Here is a 23,203-nt window from a genome sequence, read left to right as displayed (position 1 = left end):
TGCTATGTATATGAGAGGTTTGCTCGGGTGAAAACCATGAAAGTTATTATTGACAAGCATAAATATACATTATATATTATATATATGCATTATGAGAGTTTAAATTGTGAATAAAAATGTGTGTTTAAGGTCTGTTTAATGCATATTGTGAATAATCGCAACTGCACTGACAAAGGGGGTGGTAAAGCTGGAAGCAATAAAGATGAAATATGGCAGGGAAGAAGTAAATATTGAGCTCCAAAATGGCGGTTTTCTTGGTTTGATACAGAGCAAAGGCATGGTAGATATAAAGCCGGAAGAACAGGTCATTATGGAAGCCCTTGAGAATCCTATCGGAAGTAAAAGGCTGAGGGATATTGTCAAGCGGCCGGAGAAGGTATGTATAATAATATCTGATACAACCCGTGCGTGGCAGAAGATGGACGCATATTTGCCTTATATAGTTGAAGAGCTGAATAAGGCAGGCATTGAAGATAAGAACATTACTTTCCTATGTGCTACCGGCTCTCACAGACCACAGACTCAGGAAGAGCACAGGACTCTTTTGGGAGAGAAACTGTCTCATCGTTTTGAAGTGCTTGAGCATAACTGCAGGGACGAAGCTAACTTGACAAGGTTGGGCACAACGAGCTTCGGCACCCCCGTTATAGTGAACAAGATTGCTGTGGAAAGCGACCATATTATTTTGACCGGAGCAATTGTATTTCATGATTTGGTCGGGTGGGGAGGAGGAAAAAAGTCCATATTGCCGGGCATAAGTGCATACGAGAGCATTATGGCTAATCATTCCTTGTCTCTTAACCCTCAAAAAGGGGAGGGTACGAATCCTCTTGTGCGGTGTGGAAATGTTTTGAACAACCCTGTGCATATGGATATGCTTGAGGCGGCTGCCTTTGTTAAACCTAGCTTCTTATTCAATGTAATCATTGATGAGAATGGGAATATAGGAAAGGCAGTGGCAGGAGATTATTTAAAAGCCCACGAAGCTGGGCGGCAAATGGTGGATGAAATCGATAGCGCTTACATAGAAGAAAAAGCTGATATGATTGTGGTTTCGGCTGGGGGATTCCCGAAGGATATAAATTTGTACCAGGCTTCAAAGGCTTTGATCAATGCAAAGGAAGCAGTAAATGAAGGTGGAGTGATTATACTTCTGGCTGAATGCATTGAGGGTTTTGGAGGCGAAGAAGTACAATGGATTATTGAAGAGTTCAGCGAGAACATCGGTAGAGAAAGAGCTTTGAGAGAAGCTTATACCGTGGAGAAATATACAGGATATTTGATTGCTGAGATCGCAGAAAATTTCAATGTGATTCTGGTATCCTCACTGGAGCCCGAGACGTTGAAAAATACAAGTATTACGGTGACAGCCACTGTTATGGAAGCGTTGGATATTGCCAGGCAGCTAAAGGGGGACAGCATAACGACATACTTCATGCCATGCGGTGCAAACACCCTGCCCAGGCCATTATACCTTAGGGCGGATGATATGAAATGAAGAATGTGGACTATATATGCATAGAAAGTTATAAATATGCATGCATATTTATAATAAATTATTACTATTATTAATATTTTTAATTAATTAAGGGGGAAATAAAATGATAAAGAATAATGTAAAAAAGGCAGCTTCAATAATCCTTGTATTGGTGATGCTGTTCACACTTGCAGCCTGCAGCGCAAAAGCAGACAGTGATGCAAAGACTGCTGAAGATCAAAAAGTGGCAGGAAAATTGGAGCAAATAAAGGCAAAAGGGAAAATAGTGCTTGGTACGTCAGCTGATTATCCACCATATGAGTTTCACAAGGAAATCAATGGTAAGGATGAAATCGTAGGCTTTGATATTGATATTGCAAAAGCAGTGGCAGAAGAACTGGGGGTTCAGCTGGAGATAAAGGATATGAAGTTTGATGGACTATTGGCTGCGTTGGTAGCTGACGATATAGATTTCATAATTGCAGGTATGGTTCCTAAGGAAGAGAGAAAGCAGAGCGTGGACTTTTCTATTCCATACTATCAAGCAGAACAAAAGATGCTTATTAAGACTGCCGCTGCCGAGAAAATAAAAACAATTGCTGATCTGAAGGGACTGAAGATCGGAGCTCAGAAATCAACAGTGCAGGAAGATATTGCGAAAACAAAGATAGAAGCATCAGAAGTAAAGTCCTTAAGTAAAATAACAGATTTGGTATTAGAGTTGAAAAACGATAAAATTGATGGAATCGTATTAGTAGCTCCAGTAGCTGCAGCATATGCGAAACAGAACCAGGACCTGATTGTTCCTGATATCACCTTTGGCAAGGAAGACGGAGTCGCAGTGGCTGTGAACAAGGGGAATGCCGATTTACTGGAAGCTATAGATAAAACATTGGACAAATTAATGAAAGACGGCTCAATAGATAAGTTCATAGGGGAAGCAACAATACTGTCGGAACAGTAGAATAATACGAACTAGTAAATAGGGAACGGATACCACGGATTTCCTTCGGAAAAACACGGGAACCCACTGAATACACGGCGGGAAAAATACTCTGAAACACTAGTAATATTCGATAATGAAGTAAGTTAAAATATTCTCTAAAGTCGCAATATATTATATAAAATTAACCGTGTTATTCCGTAGGAATCCGTGAAACATCCGTGTGTTCAGTGGTTCCCGTCTCTCAGTTCCCTATTACGCATCTATTAGATGTACGTACTAATGTCCATATGCTGGAGGTGTAAGGATTGGACTTTTCATTTTTACAGAAATATTACGGATTCTTCATTGATGGAACAATAACAACTTTGCTTTTATCCTTCTTTGGCGTAGCTTTTGGGGCACTCTTAGGCGTGGTATTTGCTTTGATGAAGCTGTCAAAGAATCCATTGCTTAAGAGCTTCTCTGCGGCATATATCGAGGTAGTGAGGGGAACGCCGCTGCTGGTGCAATTATATATAGTTTACTATGGGCTTCCCAGGCTTGTTGGGATTGATTTTGACGATATCACATTAGGTATTATAGCGATTTCCCTGAATAGTGCTGCATATGTAGCAGAAATAATCAGGGCAGGAATTCTATCAATTGATAAAGGTCAGATGGAAGCGGCACGTTCACTGGGAATGTCTCATAGAACGGCAATGATCAATATCATAATCCCGCAGGCCTTCAAAAATATACTGCCTGCTCTGGGAAATGAATTTATCGTATTGATAAAGGAATCGGCAATTGTATCCGTTATTGGCATACATGATTTGATGTATAACACAGACACGGTGAGGGGTAATACTTATAAGCCCTTTGCACCGCTTGTAGTAGCGGCAGCTATTTATTTTACGATAACCTTTACGTTGTCAAAACTGTTGGGTTTACTGGAAAGGAGGCTGAGGACCGGTGATTCAAGCATTTAATCTAAAAAAGGAATTTAGCAGCTTGCAAGTATTAAAGGGCATTAATACCAAAATAGAGCAAGGTGAGGTTGTTGTCGTAATTGGCCCCAGCGGGTCTGGGAAAAGCACCTTCCTAAGGTGTCTCAACCTACTTGAGCAACCTACAAGTGGACATATAATATTTGAAGGCACTTCTACAACGGGCAAGCATAATGATGTTAACAAGCTGAGGGAAAAAATGGGAATGGTATTTCAGCAGTTCAATCTGTTTCCTCATATGACTGTCATGGAGAACATTACCCTGGCTCCAATGAAAGTCAAAAAACTGTCTAAGGAAAAAGCAGGAGAAATTGCTAATGGCTTGCTGAAGAGAATAGGGCTGGAAGATAAGACCCATGCATATCCCAATCAGCTTTCTGGAGGGCAGAAGCAAAGAATAGCAATAGCAAGAGCATTAGCCATGTCGCCGGATGTGATGCTTTTTGATGAGCCCACCTCCGCTCTGGACCCTGAAATGGTGGGGGAGGTGCTGGATGTCATGAAGAAGCTGGCTTCAGAGGGTATGACAATGGTTGTGGTTACTCATGAAATGGGCTTTGCCAAGGAAGTAGGCAGCAGGGTGCTGTTTATGGATGAAGGAAAAATTGTGGAGGAAGGAAGTCCGGATGAGGTGTTCAACAATCCGAAGCACTCAAGGACAAAGGATTTCCTGGGAAAAGTATTGAGCTAGTGCTTTTTAACACAACATTTATCCAGCTATTCAAGTGTTAAAAATGCACCTCCTTGATGTTGTGCCTCTACAGGATTAGAAATTCTTACTGTTAAGAGGCACATTAATAATTTATAAAAGAAGGTGAGGCTATGAAGCATAAGTTCCTTTCAAAGCGATATTGGAATAACTTTTCAACACCTATGGCTGAAGTGGTTGAGCTTGCCTACAGATATGATGATATCATCAATCTTAGCCTGGGGGACCCTGATCTGACAACGGACTCCAGAATTATCACTGAGGCTTTCAAGGATGCATCGAAGGGTCATACCAGATATACTGATTCTTTAGGCGACCCGGAGTTGCGGGAAGAGATCAGCAATTACTATAAGAATTCTTATGGATATCAGGTAGGCATGAGTGAGGTTATGGCGGTAGTGGGCGCATGTCATGGAATGTACCTCGCACTTGAAGCTATATTGGATGATGGAGATGAGGTTATCGTACCGGAGCCGTATTTTACACCTTATGCACACCAGATACAGCTTGCGGGGGGCAGGATGGTTACTTTAGAAACCTTTGAAGAAGAGGGCTTTCAGATTAATAATGAAAGATTAGAGGCTTTAATTACTAACCGTACAAAAGCTATTATAATAAATTCGCCCAATAATCCCACAGGGGCGTACTACAGCAGGAAAACCCTTGAAGCTCTTGCGGAAATAGCGATCGCAAATGACCTACTAATCATTTCGGATGATGTATATGGTGCATTTAGCTTTATTGAGCAATTTTATCCTATAACAACAATAGCAGGAATGAAGGAGAGAACAATCACAGTAGGAAGCTTTTCGAAGGACTACGCCATGACAGGGTGGAGGATAGGCTATATATTAGCCCCTGACTATCTGATAAGCTGTATCAGGGATATTAACGAGGGAGTATGCTTTTCTGCACCCTCCATATCTCAAAGGGCTGCAATCCATGCTCTGAGGCAGAGGGAGAAAATACAGCCCGCTCTAGTAGCTGAGTATAAAAAGCGAGTATTTTATGCCTGCGAGCATATTGATAAGATAGCTGGAATATCAGTGCTTTCACCGCAAGGCAGCTTTTATCTCTTTGTCAATATCAAAAGGACAGGGTTGACATCTGCTGAGGTAAGCAGAAGAATTCTGGAAGAAGCTCATGTACTGGTGGTTCCGGGAAACGCCTTTGGAAAAAGTGGAGAGGGATACATACGCATTGCATGTACTGTAAATGTTGATATATTAAGAGACGCTTTTAATAGAATCGGAAGTATGGGAATATTCATATAAACTAAAAAACGTCAATAGATAGTTAAATTTTGACTATCTATTGTCTTTTTTTAGGTTATAATGTATAGGAAAGAATAAATTTCCTTAGTGTAACACTTTCCGTTAAATACATTTCATAAAAGGCTTCCTTAATCATTAAAATGTTTCAATAGAGGCCTTTTATATAATTAGAGTATGAATATAATGGGGGTAAAGTTTATGAATACTGTTACCTGCAAGCTTTTTGGAACACCCGAAGTACTGAAAAACGGAGAAAAGATAATATTCCCATATAAAAAGGCGGAGGCGCTCTTTTATTATCTCATGGTCAAGAAACAATGCTTCAGAGATACCATTGTGGAAATGCTATGGGGATCGGTAGAAGAAGAGATAGCCAAGAAGAGTCTCAGAAATGCAATGTATGTTGTGAACAAAACCTTTGGAGATAATGTACTGGTCTCCCCCAAACGTGCAATAATCATGTTGAACCCCGAATATGAATTTATAACGGATGTTGAAGTGTTTTTAGCAGGGGAGGACTGTGGGAGCATAGAGGCTTATACGGGCGAATATCTGGAAGGATTTTTAGTAAAGGATGCGGACAGCTTTGACAAATGGATATTTTCTGCAAGGGATCAATATAGTGACGCATACGTTAACAAACTCCATAAGCAGATACAAAAGTGTATAAAAGAGAAAAAACTTGGAGAAGTGGAGTTCTTCTGCAAGAATCTTATCAAAATAGACGAATTCAACGAAAAAGCTTATAGGATTCTGATGAATGTTTACAGGAAAATGGGGCTCTATGACAAGAGCATAGATGTGTTCAACAACCTTTTAAAGCTATTAAGAAGCGAGCTTTCAATCACTCCTGATCAAAGAACTACTGAGCTTCTTGGAGAGATTTTGAAGGAAAAGGCTACAAGACAGACATCTTCAAGGAATGAAGCAGAGGAGTTCTTTTACGGACGACAAGAGGAGCTAGAGCTTCTAGGCGAGAATTATTATAGATTTATAAGCGAGAAAAAGGGAAAATCAATTGTGATACTTGGCGAGGCCGGACTTGGTAAAACTGCATTGATCAACAGACATCTAAAGGCTATGGAGGATGAAAAGCTCATAGTAATGAAAACCAACTGCTACCAGGCTGAGGAGAATTACTTGCTGAAACCGTGGAGCGATATATTATACCAGCTTTCCAAGGTGATTGAAGCGGAAAATATCGAAATTCCTGTACTGCTGCAGAGAGTTGTCAGTCATATATTCCCAGCCTTTGCGGTAAAGGATGATTATGTAGAGCAAAACCCCATTGAACAGATAGACATACTGAAATATCAAGTGGCAGAAAAAGCCATCATAGATATTTTCAAGCATGTCGCTAAGAAAAAGAAGATAGTGCTTGTATTTGAAGATCTTCAATGGGCTGACACAATGAGCTTCTCTCTGATAAATGAAATAATTATGGATAATAAGAACCAAACAATGTCTTTTATTATTTCTGCCAGGACAGGCCATGGGGGCAAAATTGAAAAGCTTTTAGTGGACCCTAAAGTGTATGGCTTGATTCAGTCAATTGAACTAAAACGTTTCAATAGGGAAGAGACAATGGAATTCGCCAGTGGAATGATGCCAAAGCTCAACATTAACAGCGAGATGGGGAATTCGATATATAGAGAAACTGAAGGAAACACATTCTTTATAGTAGAGTTTCTAAACAATTTAAAGCATAATGAAAAGTTTTATTCCATTTCGCCTAAGATGCAGGACATTATACAGAGCAGATTCCTAAGCGTATCTGAAGAAGGTATGAAAATACTTAACATTACTTCATTGTTTTTTGATATGGTTACCTTGGAGGAGCTCTTGGAAGTCAGTGGGAAAAGTGAACTGGAGCTGCTGGATATAATAAGTGGGCTTGAGGAAAAGAATCTCATCAAGGAGATAGGGGAAATCAACAACGTTGGTTTTGCATTTACCCACCAGAAGCTTAGAGAATTTGTGTATTCCCAGCTTTCAAATTCGAAAAGGAAAATCCTTCATTCGAGGATAGCAAGGCTTCTGGAGGAAAATCTCAAAGGTGACAGGAGAGACTGCATCCTTTATTCAAGGCTTATACACCATTACAAAAGTGCCGGCAAAAGGCTTCCTGCACTGAATTATACCATCAAGAACCTCGAATACTATCTATGCCTGAGCCAGGAAATATTCCCCGTATTTTCAGAGGAGAACATTCCCAAGATGACATTCATGGAAATGAGTGAGGAACAAAGGCAGAAGGAACTGCTTCAGGTTCAGAATATGATAGCGGAGATAAGGAATGAGGAAGGAAACAGCAGGGAGCTGGATAGATTGGAACTGGCATACATACACATGATTGGCAGAGGATATGTCTGGTCTGGGCAGTACCGGAAAGGCCTGGCGGCCATCCGAAGGATGACGGACAGGGCTTTGGTTCTGGGAGAATGCAGCTTTGCCCTAAAGGGCTACCGTCAAATGATATATTTTGCCATCAATACCTGCAATGTGAAGCTGATGGAAAACCACATTGAAGAAGCAATCAAGGCTGCGGAGCGGTGTCAGCTGCAGGGAGAACTGGCAATACTCACACGGCTTAAGGGCATGCATAGGGTAATGGATGGGCGGTTTGCTGAAGGTGAGGAAATCCTGAAGCATTCTATAGTGATGTTTGAGCAGCTGGAGGAGAAGGAGAGTTATCTTCTGAATATTGCTGCTGCTTATAACTTTATTGGTGAATGCAGACGAAGAAGAAAAGAATTCTCCAGTGCTATACCCTATTATGACAAGGCAATCGCAATATGCAAGGAAAAAGGCTTTGAGCAGGGGCTGCCGGTAATCAGTACCTATGCGGGGCAAACTGCTTACGACATGAAGGATTACAAAAAGGCAAAAGTTTATCTGGCACAGGCCATAGAAGGATATAATAAGCTGAATACCTTGTGGGAGCGTTCCACTGCATATGGTTACATGGCGATGCTATTAGTTAAGGAGCGCAGCTTTGATGAGGCCAAGAATTGCCTGAAGAGTGCACAGGTTTATGCCGACCTGGTAAAAAGCCCTTATGAGAAGGCTTTGCTGTTTAGGTCCCAGGGAGAAATCAGTAGGCTTATGGAATATGACACTGAAATGAGACAGATTCTTTCTGATATACTGGATAAATCCGCAGAGGAGTACTGCGATACAGGCCTTAGGCTGATGAAGAAGGCAAAGAACTGTTATGAGTCCGACATCATGTTGAATCTGAGAAATGCATAATAATAAACATAAAATAAAAATCCCTTGGCATTTTGAATGCCAAGGGATTTAAACATTTCTTAGTTGTTTGTGCTTGCTGCTTCAGCACTTGTTGAAGCAGCAGCCTCAGCAAGAGGATTTACAATCTCCCTCTTAGGCTGTCCGTAAACATCATAGTCTTCCTTGAAAGTATCATACTTGAATGGGTTTGCTGCTACCTTTATTAATGCCCAGGTTACAGGTACCAGTAAGAGCAAGGTAGGAATACCGCCCAAATTGGAGAGTGCCTTAAGTCCGTCAAGACCTGCAAAGCTCATGGTAATCCAGGCAACGGCACCAAGTACAACACCCCATATAATCTTCAAAGAACGTGAGGATTCCGGATTATCAGGAGAAATACCATAGGTGCTTAGACCAGCCAGTGTTGCGCACATTGCATCTGCACCGGCAACAAAGGTTATAAAAGCTGTAATAACGAATACACCGCTTATAAGCTTCCCTAATGGCAAGCCTCCGAAGAATGCATAGGTTACCATTTCATTTCCTTGAGTCGCCAGCACTTGTCCAAGACCTAACTGCTGTACTATTTCCATATGGATTGCAGTACCGCTGAAGAAAGTGAACCAAATTACACTGAAGAGTGCAGATACGAAAACATTGATGCCGATAACAGTTCTGACCTTGTAGCCGTAGGAGATACGGCCAAGGAATACTGCGCTGACAGGCGCCCATGCCATCCATATTGCATAATACCATATAGTCCACCATACAGGCCATTGATCGCCTGCTGCTGCGCCTGTGAAGAAGTTTTTCTGGAAGAAATTGCCTAAGAAGTCTCCGAAGCCTTCCAGTCCAAGGTTGATGCAGTAGAGAGCGGAACCGAATACGATGACCCAGCCCAACAGGAAAAGGAATATGAAGAAATTAAACTTTGCCAAGTGCTTCAGACCATCTGAAATGCCTGCTATTGCTGAAATTACAAAAGCAAGCACGATGCCGCCGCATACACAAAGCCAAATCCAAATATTGCTCGGAATGCCGAATACAGTTCTGAGACCACCGGTAATCATCATTGTTCCAACGCCAAGGGTTGTGGCAACACCACATACCATTGCAAGAACTATGATGGAGTCTACTATCTGACCTATTCTGCCTTCTGTTTTATCGCCCAATATAGGGGATAGCATGGAGGATACTGTAAATGACTTTTTCATGTTGTAATATACGAATGCGAATAATACTGTCGGTACGCCATATATGGCATAGGGCGTAAATGTCCAGTGAAGGAATATGGTGGACATAGCGAAGACAGCTGACTCAGGTGATCCAGGGGTAATTCCGTATGATGCCGGAGGCTGTGTCACATGGAATATAGGCTCTAATGCGCCCCAGAAAAGGATACCTGTTGCTACTGTCATTGCAAGACACATAGTAAAATAAGAAAATAGTCCATAAGGTGCCTGAGCCTGACCACCGCCTATTCGGACTCTGCCAAAGGGCATTAGAAAGACTGCTATGCACACAAACATCATTATGACAGTAAGCAATTCATAACCTGCTCCAAAGAAACCCATTGACCACACGGTAACCTTTGAAAGAGTGGAGGAAAATGTTTCAAGATTTACTAAACTAAAGATCACAGCCGCAATAAGAATAATGAAAGATGGCCAAAAAACTATCGGTCTGATTTTTGATTTCATTAATATACCTCCTTGTTTCTATTTTTTACTCATAGCAAGAGATGCCTTTAAATCCCCACCTCCCTAGATATATTTGATTGTATTACCAATCCTGCCCCACCTAATAAATGGTTTTCATGATTATATTATAATAGAAACGTCAATAAAAGGTCTAAAAAAATAAACTTTCTATATATTCTCAATATTATGTTTATTCAGATGACATACATATTTTTAAAATACACATGTAATATTATGTAGTATTTTTAGATTATTTGTTGACGTTTTGATAGTATAATTACACCAAATGTATAAAATTATGGATAAACCAGTGATTATAGTACAACTTTAAGGAGGTATACAATGAGAGAAAAAAGTCACCGTTTGCATCGAGTTCTTTTACTATGTTTTGTCATAGTAGCATTGAACCTGGTCCATTATTTAGCGTTGGCAAAGTTGGCGGGGACTGTAAGTGAAGTCTCCTTTTTAGGGATTCAGGTCCTCTGCTGCATAGCTGTTATCATGTTCATGAAGGAAAGCCGCGGTAAAAAGGATGATGGGCTTTTGGATGAGCTGAGCAGTTACAATTTCAACGTTATTCAGAATAATAAGCAAAGTGCTTCTTCTGAAGATGGAAAAATATTAGAGATTATGAACAGCCTGAAAGCAATTTCTGTGGATGTAATGGCGGCAGCCAAAACGGTTGAAAGCTCTGGGGATCTTCTGTACGAGGATACAAAAGCAATAGAAGAGTCTGCAAAACATGTAGCTGCAGCGGTCAATGACGTAGCACAGGGTAATACTCATATAGCGGAGATGGTTCAGGATGCGGCCATGGAAATTATACGTACTGGAGATTTTATACAATCCATTGATAAGGATGCTTTAACCATTAGAAAAGGCATGCAGAACTCGGTTCAAACAGTTACAGAAGGTAATGAGGTTCTGAAGGAGCAGAAGAGGGTAGTGTTAGATACAACAGAGAAATTTAATGACATTCAACATGCCGTCTCAGGTCTTAACCAAAGTACCATGGAAATAAAGAATATTATCGGAACTATCTCTCAGGTATCGGAGGAGACCAATCTGCTTGCGCTGAATGCCGCAATAGAGGCCGCCAGGGCAGGAGAGGCGGGTAAGGGATTTGCTGTTGTGGCTGGTGAAATCAGAAAGCTGGCAGACAACACCAAGAACTCTACTCTGGAGATTAAAGGACTTATTGACAAAATAGTAAATGAGGTTTCATCCATAGTTGAGACCGTCCAGAGTGGAAGCGAAACCATAATGGGGCAGCGGGTTGCTATTGAACACACAGAAAAAGCCTTCGGGAATATTCATTCGTCTATTGAGGCCATTACTGACCAGGTTGAGAGTATTAGCGGAAAGACAAATCAGCTGACAACCTTCAGTAAGAATATCAGTGGCGTTATGGAGGATATTTCTGCAGCAACCGAGCAAACAGCAGCCGGGGCTGAGGAAGTGTCAGCCAGCGTACAGGAGCAGGTGTTCTCAATAGCTATGATTAATGAGAGAGTCGCAGAGTTTAGCTCAAAAACAGTCAAAATATCAGAACAGATGAAACAGTTCAAATATATTAAAGTAGCCCACAGAGAATATGAGGACGCCATAATGCAGGTTGAAGTGTTCAAGGAGTTGGTGAGAAGGAAGCTGGGGCTGGTTGTGGAAGGTATTCCCGTACCCTCGGGGGCATTGTACAAAGCAGTTGCAGACGGAAGCATAGATGGTACTTTAGGTCCATGGCTACCCTTGTCCGGTAAGGCTTTCATGGAAAAATACCAGAAGGATTTTGAATACTTGGGACCCAATATGCATGGCTGCAAAAGCGGGATTATTGTACCAAGATATGTCAGCATAGATAGGATAGCGGATATGAATAAGTATGTCCGTGAGTTCGGAGGCAGGATATACTCACCTGAAAGAAAGCTGGCTACCGGGATGCAGCTTATCAATACCATTAATGAGTACGGTCTGGCAGGTTTTGAGCCGGACTTCGGCACTGAGAATACCATGCTGGAAGCACTGGATAAACGCTACAAAAACAAGGAATGGGTGGCAGTAACAGGGTGGCAGCCACACTGGAAATTTGGTTTCTATGAGCTTAAATTCCTGCAGGATCCCAAGGAGACCATGGGACCGGAGGAATATACTGCAACCATTGTCCGTAAAGGTCTTAAGGAAGAAAATCCAGAGCTTTATAAGCTGTTTAAGGACTTCAAGTTGGATATTCAGGTGTTAAATACAGCCATATGCAAAGTGCATACAGGCATGTCACGTGCCCAGGCAGCTTCCGAGCTGGCAGATTCAATTATAAAATAAGCAGTTGAGGAATGGGATATAGTTAATACATATTAGACTTTTTCTTGACGATTTTATGATATGCTGATTTATAAGAATCAGCATATTTTATTGTAGAAATTGATACGGAGGTTTATCCATGCGGGTTGAAATGATAGTAAATGGTAATAAGTATTCGCTGGAGGTTGAGCCGGAAAGACGGCTCTTGGATGTACTGAGGGAGGATATTGGCCTGACGGGTACGAAGGAAGGCTGCGGAGAAGGCGAGTGCGGAGCATGTACTGTGATAATGGATGGTCTGGCAGTCAACTCCTGCTTGATAATGATTGGACAGATAGGCGGAAAGGAAATTATCACTGTAGAAGGGCTGGAAAAGGACGGGGAGCTTGACAGGCTTCAAAAGGCATTTATAAGCAATGGTGCTGTTCAATGCGGGTATTGTACTCCGGGTATGCTTATGTCCAGTAAAGCACTTTTGATGAAAAACCCTCACCCTACAGAGGAAGAAATAAGGGTCGCCATATCTGGAAATTTGTGTAGATGTACAGGCTATACCAAAATTGTAGCGGCAGTTAAAGAGGTGTCACAGGATGCATAAGTTAAAAACACCAGGGGGGGATATAATGGAACAGTTTCTGTTTGAAACTCCTAGGAGTGTAAAGGAGCTTATAGTCTACCTTAAAAATGCGGATGTCAACACATATATTTTAAGCGGCGGAACCGATTTAACAATAAAGCTCAGAAACCGCGGCATCTATTCCGGCAGGATAATCGATATGTCCGGAATAAGTGAGCTTGAGCATATTAAAATTGATGACGGCTTTATAAAGATAGGTGCAAATGTTACCTTCGCTGAAATAGGAGAAAGTGAAATCATAAACAAATATGCTGCATGTGTTGGGCAAGCCGCAAGGCAGGTTGGTTCACAGCAGATACGGAATGCTGCGAGCATGGCAGGAAATATTGCAAACAGCTCTCCCAGAGGGGATTCCATTCCTGCACTTCTTGCCGTAAATGCACTGATTAGAACAATTAACAGCAATGGTAAAACAACTTTAAGAACTATAGATGAAATTGTCATAGGAATAAGTAAAAACAGCCTAAAAAAAGATGAGGCTATTATAGAGATGCTGATTCCATATGTAAATGGCGGCTGTAGAAGTGCTTTCAGCAAGTACGGCAGGGAAAGCAGCAGAACAACAGTTGTAATTGCAAACATCAATGTAGCTGCTGCAGTAAAATATGATAGCAGCACTGGTGTAATAGAAGATGCAAGTATTGTAATTGGATCTGCAGCCCCGATTCCATATCATGCGGTAATGGCGGAGAACGCCTTAAGGGGCAGCAAACCGACTGTGGAACTGGGCTATAGGTTTGTATCTGCGCTTCAGGATCATGTCAAAGACTCAATAAACGGGGTAAAGAGATATGAGAACAAGATAGATGAAGTAACAGGTGCTGGTATTGATATTTATAATATGCTGTTTGGGGATATGCTTACCGGGGGTGAAAGATAGTGGCAGAAAATCTGAGGTATGTCGGGACTTATGTTCCAATGCATGATGTAAGAGAGAAGCTTACGGGGAAAACCAAGTATGTAGGGGATATGGTACTGCCGGGGATGCTCCATGCCAAGCTCCTGCTTAGCAATATTGCCCATGGTCGGATAAAGAATATAGATACATCAAAAGCAGAAGCCCTAGTCGGGGTAAAGGCTGTATTTACCTATAAGAATTCTCCGCATAACCTCTATAATTCGCATAGATGGATAAGCGGTTTAGAGGTTGTAAAGGATGAGTGCTTGTTTTCAGACAAAATCCGCTATTATGGGGACAGAGTTGCCGCTGTAGTAGCGGTTGATAAGCATACAGCAGAGAAGGCGGTTAGGCTTATTGAGGTTGAATATGAAGAACTTCCTGTTATTATAAATCCGGAGGATGCATTAAAGGCTGATGCTGTAAAGATTCATGAATCCGGCAACGTTGTATTCAGTAAAGAGTTTGGCTGCGGAAACCCCGCTAAGGAAATGGAGAATGCATATCTTGTTGTGGACGATAGGATTGAAACCCCCAAAGTGCATCATGCAGCAATGGAAACCCACGCTTGCATTGCAGATACCGACCCTTGTGGGAATATTACCGTATGGACGCCTTGCCAGGTTGTTTTTCAGGTACAGCTTATTATATCAGAAGCATTAGGAATACCAGACAGCAGTGTCCGTGTCATAAAAACCACTCTTGGAGGTTCCTTTGGGGGAAAGAGCCAGCCGACAATTGAGCCGGTTTGTGCTTATATTTCTCAACAATTGAAAAAGCCGGTTAAGCTTGTTATGGACAGGACGGAAGCAATAATTGGAACTAGAACAAGGACCAAAACCATAGGCACAGTAAAAACTGCTGTGGATAAGGAAGGAAATATTCTGGCAAGAGACATCCACGTTCTTGTGGATGCAGGGGCATATTTTACAAACGGAAGCGCTATTGCAATGGCAATGGGTAAAAAAGCTTTTAAGTTGTACAGGATAAAGAATCAAAAGTATAGTACTGCAAGCGTTTATACAAACACACCGATAGGTGGAGCAGCAAGAGGTTATGGTTCACCGCAGCTGCACGCTATAACCGAGATAAACATCGAGAATGTCGCCAGAGGCCTTGGGATGGACCCTGTGGAACTTCGGCTTAAGAATCTTGTTCATCCTTATGAAAAGGATCCGATTGGAGGGCCCGATCTTGGCAATGCGAGAGTAATCGATTGTGTTGCTAAAGGAGCTGAGGCTTTTAATTGGAAAGAAAGGTATACAAGAAAGAAGGATGAAGGCAGATTCGTACGCGGAGTGGGTATGGCTTGCTGTGCTCACGGGAACGGGTATTTTGGCGCATATCCGGACTTTATTACCATGTCACTGAGAATTTCCGCAGATGGGTATGCAGTGCTTAAAGGTGCATTGCATGATTTGGGCTGTGGTACAAATACAACTATGATGCAGATTGTCGCTGAAACTCTGGATATGGATATTGATAAGATATACGTACCTGGAGCCGATACTCTTGCAAGTCCTTTTGACTCTGCCGGTACCCAGGCAAGCAGAGTGACATTTGTATGCGGTGGAGCGGCAATGAAGGTTTCACAGTTGGTCAAAGAAAAAATTAAGAGGTACAGCGCAGGTATTTTTGAATGCAATATAGAAGATGTGGTTATGGAAAAAGGCTTCATATGGGATAGACAGAAGGAATCAAATAAAATGTCCTATGGGGATATTGCATCGATTATTCAAACCCAATATGGCGATGAGGCGGGAGAAACTTTGACATACCAGTCACCAGGAAATCCTGCAAGCTATTGTGCTAACTTTGTTGAGGTTGAGGTGGATACAGTTACCGGAATGGTAAAGGTACTGGATTTTCTGGCAGCTCATGATATTGGAAAGGCAATAAATCCGGAATTCGTTATAGGGCAGATTCAGGGATCGATACAGATGGGAATGGGTATGGCTCTATCAGAGGAAATCACTTTTGACAGCAAGGGAAGGATTCAAAATGACCGGTTTGGCAGATACCTTGTTGTTAATGCTCCAGATATGCCTGATGTTAAGGTGCTACTTATTGAAGAAGGGGAGGAATACGGCCCTTATGGTGCAAAAAGTGTAGGAGAAGTTGCAACTGTTGCTGCAGCCCCTGCAATAATAAATGCTATAAACAATGCTCTTGATATAAAGCTAGATGTCTTGCCGGCAACTCCGGAGCGCATAATGGAAAAAATCAAAGAGAAATGTAAATAGAATCAAAGATTGTTTTAAAACAGTGGAAGGGGATAGCATATGGATACTGTGAATTTGAATGGCAGAGATTTGACAATAGAGCAGGTTGTCAAGGTCGCAAGGGAAGGACTTAAGGTGGAAATTACTCCCGAAGCCATTGATGCACTTAAAGCGTCAAGACAGCTGGTGTTCGATCTTGTTGACAGTAATGTGCCGGTTTACGGCTTCAATACAGGCGTTGGTTGGAATAAAGACAAAAGAGTCTTTAAGGAGTTCTTCCAGGAGTATAATAGGAATCTCATATACTCCCACTGCCTTGGGGTAGACCCGATTGCGACCGAGGATGAAGTAAGGGCAATAATGCTCGCAAGGCTCAATACACTGTTGGTAGGTGCGACAGGAATACAGCCTGAGATAGCTGTTATGTATAAGGATATGCTCAATGCAGGGGTGCATCCGGTTATTCCGGAAAGAGGCTCTATCGGAGAAGCAGATATAACCTGTCTTTCTCATATAGGACTTGCAATGCTGGGAGAAGGGGAGGCCTTCTATAACGGAGAGAGGATAGCTTCTGCTGAAGCCTTGAAAAGAGCGGGCTTGGAGCCTGTGGTGCTAGGACCAAAGGATGGTCTTGCTATAGTGAGTTCCAATGCACTTTCAGCCGGACAAGGAGCCCTTGTATTAAATGATATAAAAGAGCTTTTAGATATATCAGATGTAATATATGCATTATCCCTTGAAGGACTAAATGGAAATGTTTCTCCTCTGGATGTAAGGACGCACCGTATAAGGCCATATAAAGGACAGGCATACAGTGCAGAGAGAATTACAGAATATCTTGAGGGAAGCTATATTTGGGAACCGGATTGGAAAAAGCCCGTTCAGGACCCTTTAAGCTTCCGAGGCTCAGCTCATGTACATGGAGCAGTCAGGGATGCAGTTGCTTATGTTGAGGGCTTGCTGGACATACAGCTGAATTCCTCAGATGATAATCCATGCATAATAATGGATGACAAAAAGATAATATCCTGCTCGAATTTCGAGGTCACCAATTGGTCCTTGGGATTTGAAATGCTGGGTTTGGCATTAAGTCAGCTTTCAAAGGTCTCATGCCACAGGATGATTAAACTTGGTAATCCGGCATTTACAAAGCTGTCCAGATTCCTTTCACCTGCGGATAATGTACTTGCATTTGCAACAATACAGAAGACTTATACATCCCTTGATACTGAGATAAGACATTTATCCAACCCTGCAATTTCTGATTTCTTTTCATTGGCAGGAGACATGGAGGATCATGCAAACAACGCTCCATACATAGTACAGAAGACACGGAAGATAGTTGACAATATGTTCTACATATTGGGGATAGAGGCCATACATGCTGCTCAGGCCGTTGATTTGAGAAACGACATACATATGGGAAAAGGTACAAAAGCCGCTTTTGATTCTATAAGAAAAGCAGTACCCTTCTATGATAAGGACAGAAACCTTTCCGTAGATATAAAAAAAGCATATGAGGTTCTACGCTCGGGTAAGTTAATTGCAGATGTAAAAGAAGCAATGAGAATAACCAAATAAAGGTTTATTGACAGACATGGATGCATCTTGCTCCATGTCTGTTTTTCAATTACAATTATAATAAGGAGGTGGAGAATTCATGAAAAGCATTAGGGTGGAAGAATCTGTAGGAACTATACTGGCTCATGATCTTACGAAAATTGTACCAGGCGAATTCAAGGGAGCGGCCTTTAAGAAAGGGCATATAATACAGGCTGAAGATATCGAAGAACTTAAAAAGATGGGAAAAAATAATATATTCGTGCTTGAAATGGACTGCAATACTCTCCATGAGGATGATGCTGCCATGAGGATAGCTGAAGCGGCAGCAGGGGAGGGAATTATTCTGACAGGCCCCACCGAAGGTAAAATCAGTTTAAAGGCTGACAAAAAAGGGCTTTTGAAAATAAACCTTGAGGCACTTGAATGTATAAATGCTATAGATATGGTTATATTCTCCACACTTCATAACAATACAATGGTCAATATAGGCAAAATTATAGCGGGTACAAGAATCATACCACTTTGTATCGATAAGGGCAGCATAGAGGCGGTTGAAGAAATATGCAGCAGACTTGGCAAGGTAATTTGGATCAAGGAGCTGGAAAAGCCTAAGGCAGGAATAGTTGTAACTGGTACTGAAGTGTTTGAGGGCAGAATAACAGATAAGTTCGGGCCTGTACTTGCCAAGAAGCTTACGGATTATGACTGCCTGCTCACAGATACTATATATGCTCCTGATAGTAAAGAGAAGATAAAAGCCGCCATTGAAGCACAAATAAAAAGCGGTGTGCAATTAGTGTTTGTTTCGGGTGGAATGTCTGTCGATGCTGACGATGTTACCCCTTCTGCAATTAGAGAGGTTGCTGACAGCATAGTCACTTACGGATCACCAGTACTTCCGGGGGCGATGTTTATGCTGGGATATAAGAATAACATTCCGCTGTTGGGTATTCCTGCTTGTGGAATGTATCACAAAATTACTGTTCTTGATATTGTATTGCCAAGAATTCTTGCGGGAGAGGTCTTCTGCAAAAAGGATTTCACGATGATGGGACATGGGGGACTATGCCAGAATTGCGATATCTGCAGATATCCCAATTGCACATTTGGAAGGTAATAGTATGGAAAACCTATACAGTATGATAAATATCAAACTAGAAAGGGCAGATATGATTTGCCTCATAGGAGCAGGGGGCAAAACCTCGACAATGTTCCGCCTTGCCAGAGAGCTTTCATCAGATGGAAAGAAGATTCTTGCCACAACGACTACTGCAATTTATTATCCTGAGCAGAGCCAATATGACAAAATAGTAATTTCTGAAGAAGAATCATTAGAGCTGTTTGATAATGAAAATAAATGCGGAATAACTGTCCTTGGCAGGTCGCTTTCCGCTGAAGGCAAGCTGTTGGGAGTTAGTCCCGGGTTTCTTGATACTGTATTCTCAAAGGGTATATTTGACTATATACTGGTCGAGGGTGATGGTTCAAAGGGCAGGCCGGTAAAGGCACCGGCAGAACATGAGCCGGTAATTCCATCTGCTACCACTAAGGTAATAGGGTTGATTGGTTTGGACTGTGTTGGTAAAGAGGTATGTGCGGATAATGTACATAGGCCGGAGCTATTCTGCAAGCTGCTCGGGTGCACTGAAGGAGATATTATTGATGCAGATATGATACTAAGGCTCATACTGCACAAGGAGGGACTTTTCAAAGCTGCTCCGATTCTTTCTGAAAGATACCTTATTGTGAATAAGGCTGAGGGGGAAAAGGAGAGAAGAGCTGCTTTTGATATTGCACAAAAGCTATTGTATAATGGGTATAATCCTGAACAAATAGTAATTGCCAGTATGAAGAATTGCATCTTTACGAATGCAGTCAAGAAAATAAGCGGCATTATACTTGCAGCAGGTTTGTCAAAGAGAATGGGCGGAAATAAGCTTCTGCTTCCTGTAGGCGGTGTTCCCGTAATAGAGAGAATACTTGCAGCAGCTGACCGTTCAAAACTTGGAGAGGTTGTCTTGGTATGTGCCAGTGATGAAATAGCCTCCATCGGCAGAAAATATGGAGCAAAGCTTGTGCATAATCCTGCTCCCGAGTTAGGACAAAGCCAGTCTGTGAGGCTTGGAGCAGAGAATTCCTGCCCGGCTGCGGAGGGATTCATGTTCTTAGTGGGAGACCAGCCCTTTATCACAGACAGCATAATAAATCAGCTCATTGAAAGCTTTTCACAGGAGAACTGCAGTGCGGTTGTCCCATTATATAATGGAAACAGGGGAAACCCTGTGATATTTTCCTCTTTACTAAGAGATAGGCTTTTAAGTCTCAGAGGAGATGCGGGAGGGCGTACACTGCTTGAGGGACTTGAAGGGCATATTGTCGCAGTTGAATTTGATAATGATACTATAGGGTTTGATATCGATACCCCAGAGGAATACAAATCAGCCCTAAAGCTGGAGGATGAAAATGGATGATGTAATTGTTATTAGAGGCGCGGGAGATCTGGCTACCGGTATAGCCCACAGACTTTATAAAAGCGGCTTCAGACTGCTTCTCACTGATATCGAGGAGCCTCTGGTTGTAAGGCGCTGTGCGTCCTTTGCAAATGCAATTCTTATAGGTGAGGCCGAGATTGAAGGGGTGCGGGCTGTAAAGGCATTGAGCAGTGATAGTATTGCTGGAATATGGGACAACAATAGCATTCCCATATTATGCGACAGTGAGTGCTGTATTCTTGATAAAGTCAAGCCGTTAGCAGTCGTTGATGCAATAATGGCTAAAAAGAATCTTGGGACTAACAGGGGAATGGCGCCTATTACAGTAGGTGTTGGTCCAGGTTTTGAAGCAGGCGTGGATGTGGATGCCGTAGTAGAGACAAAAAGAGGACATGACTTGGGAATGGCTATATATAAAGGCTCGGCTGCAGCAGATACAGGAATACCCGGAAACATCATGGGCTATTCACAGGAGAGGCTGCTTCGTGCCTCTAGAAGCGGTATAATAAAGAACGTTCTTGAAATAGGTGATATAGTAAAGCAGGGGGATGTAGTTGCGCTTATAGATAATGAGCCGGTGAAGTCATCCATTGCAGGGGTTATAAGAGGACTAATTGCTGATAATACTTATGTAAAAGAAGGACTGAAAATCGGCGATGTGGATCCAAGGGGAATAAGGGAATATTGCTATACCATTTCGGATAAGGCACGGTCGGTGGCAGGTGGTGTGCTGGAAGCAATACTATACCTAAGAAAAGAAAGATTTGGAAGGTGAAATGATGGAATACGCACTTATGGAAAAGCTGGCTGCGGAAATCAAGGCTAACAGGAAAGCAGCTCTTGTTACTTTAGTAGAGGAAGAAGGGTCATCACCAGGCAAGCAAGGCTTTATGATGGCTGTGTTTGAGGATGGAACAACCATGGGTACAATTGGTGGAGGAAACTTTGAAAATACAGCCAGGAAATACGCACTTGAGAGCATGGAAGAAGGGAAAAACAGACTTCTGGAGCTGGAGCTTACGGAATCCGGCGAACTGCATATGCAGTGCGGGGGAAAAGCAAGTGTTTTCATAAAGGTATTCAAGGAAAAGGACAGGCTGGTTATAGCTGGCGGCGGACATATAGCTCTTGAATTATATAAGCTTGGAGAGCTGATGGGCTTTCATGCAGTGATTATTGAGGACCGGGAGGAATACGGAAATGCTGAAAGGTTTCCCGGCTGCGATATCTTTATTGGGAATATCGGTGAATGCATGAGTAATTATCCCTTGGACAACAACTGCTATGTAGTAATTGTAACAAGAGGACATATATGCGACACTGAAGCTTTGAAGGCTGCAATAGGAAGGGACGCTGCTTATGTAGGAATGATAGGAAGCCGTAAGAAGACGAAATATGTCTTTGACCAGCTTTTGGACGAAGGCTGCGACAGGTCTGAACTTGAAAAGGTATATGCGCCTATAGGTCTGGACCTGGGCGGGGATACTGCCTCCGAGATAGCCTTTGGTATTCTCTCTGAGATATTGCTTGTAAAAAACAACGGTCACTTAAAACATATGAGGGAAATAAAATAAAATGAAGAGAATCTTTTCAAAGATTCTCTTCATTTTTTATGCTTTTTACTCTGTAATATGGCCTTTTAATATCTTCACAACAGCGAGGGCGAGTATACCGCCTATCAGGGCTGTTATCAGCTGAGGCCATCCAAAGAGGAATGTCAGTACTTTAGCGAACTTAGGGAAGCTAAATAACTGAAGGAATATATTTATAGATGAATAGAGAAAAGCAAATTTCAATATCGATCCGATACCCACACCTACAACGGAATTTTTCTTTCCTAGCAAATAGTAGCATAGAACATATACAGCGTTGCCAGCTGCGACGAAAGGGGCAAAGGGCAGCAGTGCTGCTGCTACAGGGGCATGATTATTAATAAGTGATGCAAAAGGTGAGATAACAGAAATTATGATTCCGCTCCACACTCCTGCAAGGGCAGTAGAAATAAGCAGACATGCATTCACAAGTGGGCCTACCACGAAGTTGCTATTGGGTATAAGCCTTCCTGCCATTTGTACAGTGATTACCAATGCAAGCAAAAGTGCCGTTCTAGTCATAAATTGTATTTTCTTAGAATTACTACTCACAATAAAACCTCCATTAAAATAATAATATGATAAATAATAAACCTCCTGTATTTGTCAGGAGGAGTTTACAGCAGTATTCAACATGCGTATTCCCCCTTCGATAAGAGCCTTCCATCTCGTCAGGATTAAATATTCTCCTTGATGTTGGAAAACTCCGCCATCTTAGAGTATTGGTCAATTTGTTAATGTGTCAATGCAACCTTTGCCTTAACACCATTTATACTTCCAAGCTTCCCGGCCAATGCGCCGATTTCATCATTCGTACCATCAACTATTATGGACATAACAGACACATCCTTCTCTTTATAGGGTATGCCCATCCTTCCTACAATTATATTGCCGAAAGTACTCAATATTTCATTAAGCTTTCTGCTTGTTTCTTCTCTGTTCTGTACCACTATGCCTATTACGGCAATCCTGCTATCACTTTCCATTGCACACCTCGTTAAATAATTAACTATATATTCATTATATCAGAATTCAACTATCTGCTGCAAGGCAGTTTAAGAAATATCCTCAAACCCACAAGCAATGCTTGATTTTCTTGGATATAGCTAGTATTATTACAATATCAATCAGTAATTATATGCGCAAAAATGGAAATGCTATAAACTGAAATAATATTTGTT

The 23,203-nt window shown here is 41.8% G+C and carries 18 protein-coding genes; 15 read left to right on the top strand and 3 right to left on the bottom strand.

The annotated features are described in order from the left end of the window. Positions 1-202: 202 nt before the first annotated feature. The 6 genes from larA to VEB00_12595 all read left to right on the top strand — a co-directional run bounded on the left by larA (position 203) and on the right by VEB00_12595 (position 8,644). Positions 203-1,498: a nickel-dependent lactate racemase gene (gene larA / locus VEB00_12620; GenBank protein HYF83859.1), complete on the top strand. Its 1,296-nt coding sequence runs from the start codon at positions 203-205 to the stop codon at positions 1,496-1,498. Positions 1,499-1,601: 103 nt separating this feature from the next. Next, complete coding sequence (locus VEB00_12615; protein HYF83858.1) at positions 1,602-2,441, top strand: transporter substrate-binding domain-containing protein; 840 nt, start codon at positions 1,602-1,604, stop codon at positions 2,439-2,441. A 287-nt stretch (positions 2,442-2,728) separates the two neighbouring features. Further along, the gene (locus VEB00_12610; protein HYF83857.1) at positions 2,729-3,391 is read left to right on the top strand and encodes an amino acid ABC transporter permease; all 663 of its coding nucleotides are present in this window, start codon (positions 2,729-2,731) and stop codon (positions 3,389-3,391) included. Beyond that, positions 3,375-4,100, top strand: coding sequence for an amino acid ABC transporter ATP-binding protein (locus VEB00_12605; protein HYF83856.1), 726 nt, complete (start codon positions 3,375-3,377; stop codon positions 4,098-4,100). The genes VEB00_12610 and VEB00_12605 overlap by 17 nt, the downstream gene beginning before the upstream one ends. Positions 4,101-4,231: 131 nt before the next feature. Then, a complete protein-coding gene (locus tag VEB00_12600) occupies positions 4,232-5,392 on the top strand; it encodes a pyridoxal phosphate-dependent aminotransferase (protein ID HYF83855.1) in 1,161 nt (386 codons plus the stop codon). A 198-nt stretch (positions 5,393-5,590) separates the two neighbouring features. Then, positions 5,591-8,644, top strand: coding sequence for an AAA family ATPase (locus VEB00_12595; GenBank protein HYF83854.1), 3,054 nt, complete (start codon positions 5,591-5,593; stop codon positions 8,642-8,644). Positions 8,645-8,703: 59 nt separating this feature from the next. Here the strand turns inward: VEB00_12595 and VEB00_12590 are convergent, their stop codons facing one another. Beyond that, a complete protein-coding gene (locus VEB00_12590; GenBank protein ID HYF83853.1) occupies positions 8,704-10,323 on the bottom strand; it encodes a BCCT family transporter in 1,620 nt (539 codons plus the stop codon). A gap of 342 nt (positions 10,324-10,665) precedes the next feature. Between VEB00_12590 and VEB00_12585 the strand changes: the two genes are divergently transcribed. The 9 genes from VEB00_12585 to VEB00_12545 all read left to right on the top strand — a co-directional run bounded on the left by VEB00_12585 (position 10,666) and on the right by VEB00_12545 (position 22,004). Further along, on the top strand, positions 10,666-12,639 hold the full coding sequence (locus tag VEB00_12585) for a glycine betaine ABC transporter substrate-binding protein (GenBank protein ID HYF83852.1): 1,974 nt from the start codon (positions 10,666-10,668) through the stop codon (positions 12,637-12,639). 118 nt (positions 12,640-12,757) lie between these two features. Further along, positions 12,758-13,216: a (2Fe-2S)-binding protein gene (locus VEB00_12580; GenBank protein HYF83851.1), complete on the top strand. Its 459-nt coding sequence runs from the start codon at positions 12,758-12,760 to the stop codon at positions 13,214-13,216. Positions 13,217-13,241: 25 nt separating this feature from the next. Continuing rightward, entirely contained in the window at positions 13,242-14,135 is an 894-nt protein-coding gene (locus tag VEB00_12575; protein ID HYF83850.1) for an FAD binding domain-containing protein, read from the top strand. Continuing rightward, complete coding sequence (locus tag VEB00_12570) at positions 14,135-16,396, top strand: molybdopterin cofactor-binding domain-containing protein (GenBank protein ID HYF83849.1); 2,262 nt, start codon at positions 14,135-14,137, stop codon at positions 16,394-16,396. The genes VEB00_12575 and VEB00_12570 overlap by 1 nt, the downstream gene beginning before the upstream one ends. 39 nt (positions 16,397-16,435) lie before the next feature. Next, complete coding sequence (locus VEB00_12565; GenBank protein ID HYF83848.1) at positions 16,436-17,956, top strand: aromatic amino acid ammonia-lyase; 1,521 nt, start codon at positions 16,436-16,438, stop codon at positions 17,954-17,956. Positions 17,957-18,035: 79 nt separating this feature from the next. Then, the gene (locus VEB00_12560; GenBank protein ID HYF83847.1) at positions 18,036-19,055 is read left to right on the top strand and encodes a molybdopterin-binding protein; all 1,020 of its coding nucleotides are present in this window, start codon (positions 18,036-18,038) and stop codon (positions 19,053-19,055) included. A 4-nt stretch (positions 19,056-19,059) separates the two neighbouring features. Next, a complete protein-coding gene (yqeC, locus tag VEB00_12555; protein HYF83846.1) occupies positions 19,060-20,409 on the top strand; it encodes a selenium cofactor biosynthesis protein YqeC in 1,350 nt (449 codons plus the stop codon). After that, a complete protein-coding gene (gene yqeB, locus VEB00_12550; GenBank protein HYF83845.1) occupies positions 20,402-21,205 on the top strand; it encodes a selenium-dependent molybdenum cofactor biosynthesis protein YqeB in 804 nt (267 codons plus the stop codon). Before yqeC ends, yqeB begins: the two co-directional genes overlap by 8 nt. Before the next feature lies 1 nt (position 21,206). Next, positions 21,207-22,004 carry an XdhC/CoxI family protein gene (locus VEB00_12545; GenBank protein ID HYF83844.1) on the top strand — a complete coding sequence of 266 codons (798 nt, stop codon included), beginning with the start codon at positions 21,207-21,209 and terminating at the stop codon, positions 22,002-22,004. A gap of 45 nt (positions 22,005-22,049) precedes the next feature. Here the strand turns inward: VEB00_12545 and VEB00_12540 are convergent, their stop codons facing one another. Together VEB00_12540 and VEB00_12535 are read right to left on the bottom strand one after the other, a co-directional pair. Then, positions 22,050-22,574, bottom strand: coding sequence for an ECF transporter S component (locus tag VEB00_12540; protein ID HYF83843.1), 525 nt, complete (start codon positions 22,572-22,574; stop codon positions 22,050-22,052). Between the two features lie 182 nt (positions 22,575-22,756). Next, positions 22,757-23,008, bottom strand: a complete 252-nt coding sequence (locus VEB00_12535; GenBank protein ID HYF83842.1) for a TM1266 family iron-only hydrogenase system putative regulator — start codon at positions 23,006-23,008, stop codon at positions 22,757-22,759. Positions 23,009-23,203 lie beyond the last annotated feature (195 nt).

The organism is Clostridia bacterium (genome assembly GCA_035628995.1).
Lineage (GTDB): Bacteria > Bacillota > Clostridia > Lutisporales > Lutisporaceae > BRH-c25.
This window is presented reverse-complemented; position numbering and strand designations above follow the sequence as displayed.

Bases quoted from the DNA above. Each gene is read 5' to 3' on its own strand.
- larA (HYF83859.1), top strand. From the start codon at position 203: ATGAAATATGGCAGGGAAGAAGTAAATATTGAGCTCCAAAATGGCGGT.
- VEB00_12615 (HYF83858.1), top strand. From the start codon at position 1,602: ATGATAAAGAATAATGTAAAAAAGGCAGCTTCAATAATCCTTGTATTG.
- VEB00_12600 (HYF83855.1), top strand. From the start codon at position 4,232: ATGAAGCATAAGTTCCTTTCAAAGCGATATTGGAATAACTTTTCAACA.
- VEB00_12595 (HYF83854.1), top strand. From the start codon at position 5,591: ATGAATACTGTTACCTGCAAGCTTTTTGGAACACCCGAAGTACTGAAA.
- VEB00_12590 (HYF83853.1), bottom strand. From the start codon at position 10,323: ATGAAATCAAAAATCAGACCGATAGTTTTTTGGCCATCTTTCATTATT.
- VEB00_12585 (HYF83852.1), top strand. From the start codon at position 10,666: ATGAGAGAAAAAAGTCACCGTTTGCATCGAGTTCTTTTACTATGTTTT.
- VEB00_12580 (HYF83851.1), top strand. From the start codon at position 12,758: ATGCGGGTTGAAATGATAGTAAATGGTAATAAGTATTCGCTGGAGGTT.
- VEB00_12575 (HYF83850.1), top strand. From the start codon at position 13,242: ATGGAACAGTTTCTGTTTGAAACTCCTAGGAGTGTAAAGGAGCTTATA.
- VEB00_12565 (HYF83848.1), top strand. From the start codon at position 16,436: ATGGATACTGTGAATTTGAATGGCAGAGATTTGACAATAGAGCAGGTT.
- VEB00_12560 (HYF83847.1), top strand. From the start codon at position 18,036: ATGAAAAGCATTAGGGTGGAAGAATCTGTAGGAACTATACTGGCTCAT.
- yqeC (HYF83846.1), top strand. From the start codon at position 19,060: ATGGAAAACCTATACAGTATGATAAATATCAAACTAGAAAGGGCAGAT.
- yqeB (HYF83845.1), top strand. From the start codon at position 20,402: ATGGATGATGTAATTGTTATTAGAGGCGCGGGAGATCTGGCTACCGGT.
- VEB00_12545 (HYF83844.1), top strand. From the start codon at position 21,207: ATGATGGAATACGCACTTATGGAAAAGCTGGCTGCGGAAATCAAGGCT.
- VEB00_12535 (HYF83842.1), bottom strand. From the start codon at position 23,008: ATGGAAAGTGATAGCAGGATTGCCGTAATAGGCATAGTGGTACAGAAC.